Origin of the sequence: Kitasatospora putterlickiae (assembly GCF_039527695.1) — a bacterium.
Taxonomy (GTDB): domain Bacteria; phylum Actinomycetota; class Actinomycetes; order Streptomycetales; family Streptomycetaceae; genus Kitasatospora; species Kitasatospora putterlickiae.
Map to the genome: position 1 here is coordinate 13,932 of NZ_BAAAKJ010000036.1, position 4,732 is coordinate 18,663.

Annotated in this window: 6 protein-coding genes; all 6 read left to right on the top strand. The window is 73.9% G+C overall.

Annotation, left to right across the window (positions count from 1 at the left end):
- A partial coding sequence (locus ABD308_RS04430; protein WP_344325823.1) for a sortase domain-containing protein occupies positions 1-395 on the top strand: 395 nt, incomplete at its 5' end.
- A 119-nt stretch (positions 396-514) separates the two neighbouring features.
- On the top strand, positions 515-1,378 hold the full coding sequence (locus tag ABD308_RS04435) for a hypothetical protein (protein WP_344325826.1): 864 nt from the start codon (positions 515-517) through the stop codon (positions 1,376-1,378).
- Positions 1,375-2,151, top strand: coding sequence for a two-component system response regulator CseB (cseB, locus tag ABD308_RS04440; RefSeq protein ID WP_344325829.1), 777 nt, complete (start codon positions 1,375-1,377; stop codon positions 2,149-2,151). Before ABD308_RS04435 ends, cseB begins: the two co-directional genes overlap by 4 nt.
- Positions 2,148-2,798, top strand: a complete 651-nt coding sequence (locus ABD308_RS04445) for a hypothetical protein (protein ID WP_344325832.1) — start codon at positions 2,148-2,150, stop codon at positions 2,796-2,798. Before cseB ends, ABD308_RS04445 begins: the two co-directional genes overlap by 4 nt.
- Entirely contained in the window at positions 2,734-3,390 is a 657-nt protein-coding gene (locus ABD308_RS04450) for a sensor histidine kinase (protein WP_344325835.1), read from the top strand. The genes ABD308_RS04445 and ABD308_RS04450 overlap by 65 nt, the downstream gene beginning before the upstream one ends.
- A gap of 208 nt (positions 3,391-3,598) precedes the next feature.
- Complete coding sequence (locus ABD308_RS04455; RefSeq protein ID WP_344325838.1) at positions 3,599-4,696, top strand: hypothetical protein; 1,098 nt, start codon at positions 3,599-3,601, stop codon at positions 4,694-4,696.
- The last annotated feature ends 36 nt before the right edge of the window (positions 4,697-4,732 follow it).

Consider the following 4,732-nt stretch of genomic DNA (forward strand, 5'->3'; position numbering starts at 1 on the left):
CCGCCGACCGGGCCGACGAGGTCGGCTGGTACCGCAACGGCCCGACGCCGGGTGAGACCGGTCCCGCCGTCCTGATCGGTCACTACGACACGGCGCGCGGCCCGGCGGTCTTCCGGGGACTGCCGAAGCTGCGGCCGGGGGACCGGATCCAGGTGCGGCGGGAGGACGGCGGCCTGGTGGACTTCCGGGTCCGTGAGCTGGTCCAGGCCGGCAAGGACGCGTTCCCCACCGACACGGTGTACGGGGACACGGCGGCGCCCGAGCTGCGCCTGATCACCTGCGGCGGCCGGATCGGGGCCGACGGCCACTGGACGGACAACATCATCGTCCTGGCCGACCTGGCTGACCTGGCCGGACCTGCGGGGCCGACCGCTCCGGCCGCCTCCGCCGGCTGACCGGGCTGCGGTTACGCTGCCGGACGGCACCCGTCGGGGAACCGGCGGGTGCCGTCCGGACGACCCTGTCAACGGACACCGACGAGCACGAAGCCGCAGACCAGGAGGGCCACCGGAGGATGAGCACCACCGCCCGCCGCACCCCCGGCCGTCCGATCGCCCTCCTGCTCGCCGCCGTGCCCCTGGCCCTCGCGGTCGGCTGCGCCGCCTCCGGTGAACTGCGTGACCACGGCGCGGCCACGCCCGTCACGCCCTCGCCCGCCAGCATCCCGCTCTGGCCGGGCCAGGCCACCGCGCCGCCGCCGGACTTCGCGGCGGACCGCGCCCCGGAGCCGACGCCGCAGCCAGTCCCGGACCTGACCGTCGCCGGGCAGGACGTCACCAGCGTCGACGTCCGCACCCTGCTGACCAAGGACCCCGGCGTGAGCCAGGAGGAGCGGCGGGCGCTCGAACCCTGTGCGGGCTGCGAGATCCGCGACCCCGAATACCGAGACCTCACCGGCGACGGACGGCCGGAGCTGCTGGTCGTGGTCGGCCTCTCCGACGTCGACGTACTGCACGTCTACACCCCGTCCGGCGACCGGCTGCTGCCGGTGCTGAGGGTGCAGCAGCTGAAACGGTTCGGCGCCGAGACGATCGGCACCGACCTGTGGCTGTACGAGCCCACCACCAGCCAGTCCCGGACCAGCCGCCTCTACCGCTGGGACGGCGTACGGCTCGTCCTGGCCGACCAGAAGGTCCAGGGCATCCGGCCGACCCCGGAGCCCGAGCCGACGCCGTCCGCCGAGAGGCCGATCGGCGCCACCCGCTCGCCCGGGCCGGGCAACGGCGCGGCCGTGTCGCCCGTCCCGATGCCGCCCGTGCCGCCGGTCCGCCGGTCCGCCGCCCCCGATCCGGCCGTGCCGACCCTGAAGGAGCCGTGGCCGGTCCGTCCGGTCGCACCCACCGCGACGCCGCCCGCCCGCCCGGAGACCACGCCATGAGCCACACGGCACCCAGCCATCCCCACATCCTCATCGTCGAGGACGACGAGGTGATCCGGGAGGCCACCCGGATGGCCCTGGAGCGCTACGGCTTCCCGGTCTCCACGGCCGCCGACGGGCTGGAGGGGCTGGAGACGTTCCACGCCGTGCGGCCCGACCTGGTGCTGCTGGACGTGATGCTGCCGCTGCTCGACGGCGTCGGCCTCTGCCGGCGGATCCGGGAGGAGAGCCAGCTGCCGATCCTGATGATGTCGGCGCGCACCGATCCGGTGGACGTGGTGTCCGGCCTGGAGGCGGGCGCGGACGACTACGTCGTCAAGCCGTTCGAGAGCGCGGTGCTGGTCGCCCGGATCCGTACCGTGCTGCGCCGCATCCGCGTGGTCCCGGCCGCCCCCGCGTCGCCGCCCGCGCCCGAACCGGCCCCCGAACCCGTGCCCGTTCCGGCCCCCGAACCGGCGCCCGTCGCGCCCGAACCCCGCACGCCCGTCCGCAGCTTCGACGGCCTGGAGGTGGACACCGACTCCATGGAGGTCCGGGTGCACGGCCGGCTCGTCCCGCTCACCCCCACCGAACTGCGCCTCCTGCTGGAGTTCACCGCCGCGCCCGGCATCGTGCTGGAGCGCGCCGTCCTGCTGGAACGGGTCTGGGACTACGAATGGGGCGCCGACACCCGGGTGGTCGACGTCCATGTGCAGCGGCTGCGCGCCAAGATCGGCGGCGGGCGGATCGAGACCGTCCGCGGCTTCGGCTACAAGCTGCGGCGCTCCGAATGACGCTGCGCCGCCAGATCGCCACCGCCGTCGCCGCCATCTCCGTCCTGGTCGCGGTGGCGGTCGGGCTGCTGGTCCACGAGGCGATGGTCCGCCAGCACGTCGACCAGGCCCGCGGCGCCGCGCTCACCGGACTGGACGCGGCGTTCGGCGCCTACCAGCGCAACGAGGACCTCGCGGGCGGCGACCGCCGCGCCGCGCTGAACGACCCGGTACTGCCCGGGCGGCTGCGCACCCTCGCGGCCGAGGGACACCGCGGATCGCTGCTCGCCGAGGGGCCCGACGGCGAGTCGATGTGGGCGGCGGGCCCCGTGCGCGGCGGGGTGCTCTCCGTCCGGCTCGACTTCACCCAGGACCGGCGGTCGATCGCCGACCTGGACCGGATCATCCTGATCACCGTCACCGCCTCGGTCTTCACCACCGTGCTGGCCGGGGTGCTGGTCGCGGACCGGATCAGCCGGCGGCTGCGGACGGCGGCGACGGCGGCCCGGGGCATCGCCTCCGGGCGGCGCACCGACACCAGGATCGGCGAACTCGTCGACGGCCGGGACGAGGTCGCCCGACCTCGCGGCGGCGGTCGACCTGATGTCCCGGGAACTGCACCGGCGGCTGGAGGACGAGCAGCGGTTCACCGCCGACGTCGCCCATGAGCTGCGCACCCCCCTGACCGGGCTGGTCACGGCCGCCGAACTGCTGCCGCCCGGGCGGCCCACGCAACTGGTCCAGAACCGGGTGCAGGCGCTGCGCGCGCTGGTCGAGGACCTCCTGGAGGTCTCCCGGCTGGACGCCGACGCCGAACTGCCCGACCTCTCGGCGGTGCCGCTGGAACGCGCGGTGCGGCGCACGGTCACGCTGACCGGCCTGGACGTGGCGGTCGAGGTGGCGGCCGACGCGTCCGTCCGCACCGACCTGCGCCGGCTCGACCGGATCCTCGGCAACCTGCTGCTGAACGCCGACCGCCACGGCGGCGGAGCCATCCACCTGCGCGTGGACGGCCACCGCATCACCGTCCGCGACCACGGCCCCGGCTTCCCCGACGAACTCCTGCGCGACGGCCCGCAGCGCTTCCGCACCAGCGTCCGCGAACGCGGCAAGGGCCACGGCCTCGGCCTCACCATCGCCCAGGGCCACACCCGCGTCATCGGCGCCACCCTCACCTTCACCAACCACCCCGCCGGCGGCGCCCTCGCCACCCTCACCCTCCCCCCGGCCGACGAGGAGTTCGGCGACGAAGCGCCTTAGCGACGGCGTTCCGGTCGGGCCGAAAGAAACTTTCGATCGGTGTGCAACCGTTCCGCCCCGTCCGCTGTCTGACTAACCACAAGGCGCGAACAGGCCTTGGGCGCAAGGGCCGAGGAGGGGTTCACGGCCCGGCGCATCCGAAGTTCATTTCGAATCACCATTCTGTTGCCGGCTTGTGCCCGCGTACAGAAATGGGGGGAGAGTTCTCATGCGAACCACTGTTTCCGGCCGCCGGAACAACTCACGCCGCGTCGCCGCGGCCGTCCTGACGGCCGCGCTCGCGGGCGGGGCCGTCCTGATGTCGGCGCCCGGCGCCTCCGCGGCGGCCCCGCCGGTGATGAAGCTCAAGCTCAACACCCCGGCCGTGATCGGCGGCGCCGGGCAGTCGGTCGAGTTCACCGAGACCATCACCAATGTCACGTCCCGGAAGGCCACGTACGAGCTCGGCCTGCAGGCCATCACCGGTTTGGGCCTGCCGCGCGACCCCGGCGTCGTCATCGACTACCGCGACCCGGCCAGCGGCAGGTGGAAGCCCGTTCGGTTGTCGGTGGCCGAGGGGGCGGACGACGTGGCCTTCTCGGGGGAGGTGCCCCGCAGCTTCGAGGTTCAGGCGCACAGCAGCCTGACGGTGCGCCTGAGGATCGGCCTGCCGATGGGCTGGCCGCACAACGGCGCGAGCAACGGCGGGACCTCGTCGCTGACCCTCAGGGCCGTGGTGGAAACCGGCGACAAGAGGGTCACGTCGGGCAACGTGTTCAGGTCGGCCGAGGTGACCAAGACGATCAAGGTCCAGGGTCTCTCGCCTTCGCTGTCCCGCGTCCCGGCCACCGCGGTCGCGGGCGGCGCGCCGATCGAGTTCGACGCCGTGCTGAAGAACCCCACGCCCTCGAACTACGTCAACCTCGCCAACACCCTGTGGGTCGACCCGCACGCCACCGTCCAGGTCCGCAAGCCGAACGGCACCTGGACCACGCTGAAGAAGGTGCCCACCGGCATTCCCGGCGAGAAGCCCGGGGTCTACCTGCAGGGCCGGGACTCCAGCCTGCGCGCCAACTCGACGACCACCGTCCGGGTCCGGGTGTCGTACGACGCCTCCACCCCGCTCGGGGCGACGGACATCGGGCGGTGCGTCTTCGTCAACGAGGGCCCGACCACGCCGTTCCGGGGCACGACGATGTGCGCCAAGGGCGCCACCGTCCAGGTCGTCGCACCCGGCGGCAAGGGCACCAAGGGCACCAAGGGCACCAAGGCGCAGCCGCCCGCGAAGACGGCGCCCGCCGGCAAGGGCGCCTCGGCCGGCAAGTAGTCCTGACAGCGGTACCAGGGGGGCGGCTCCGCGATC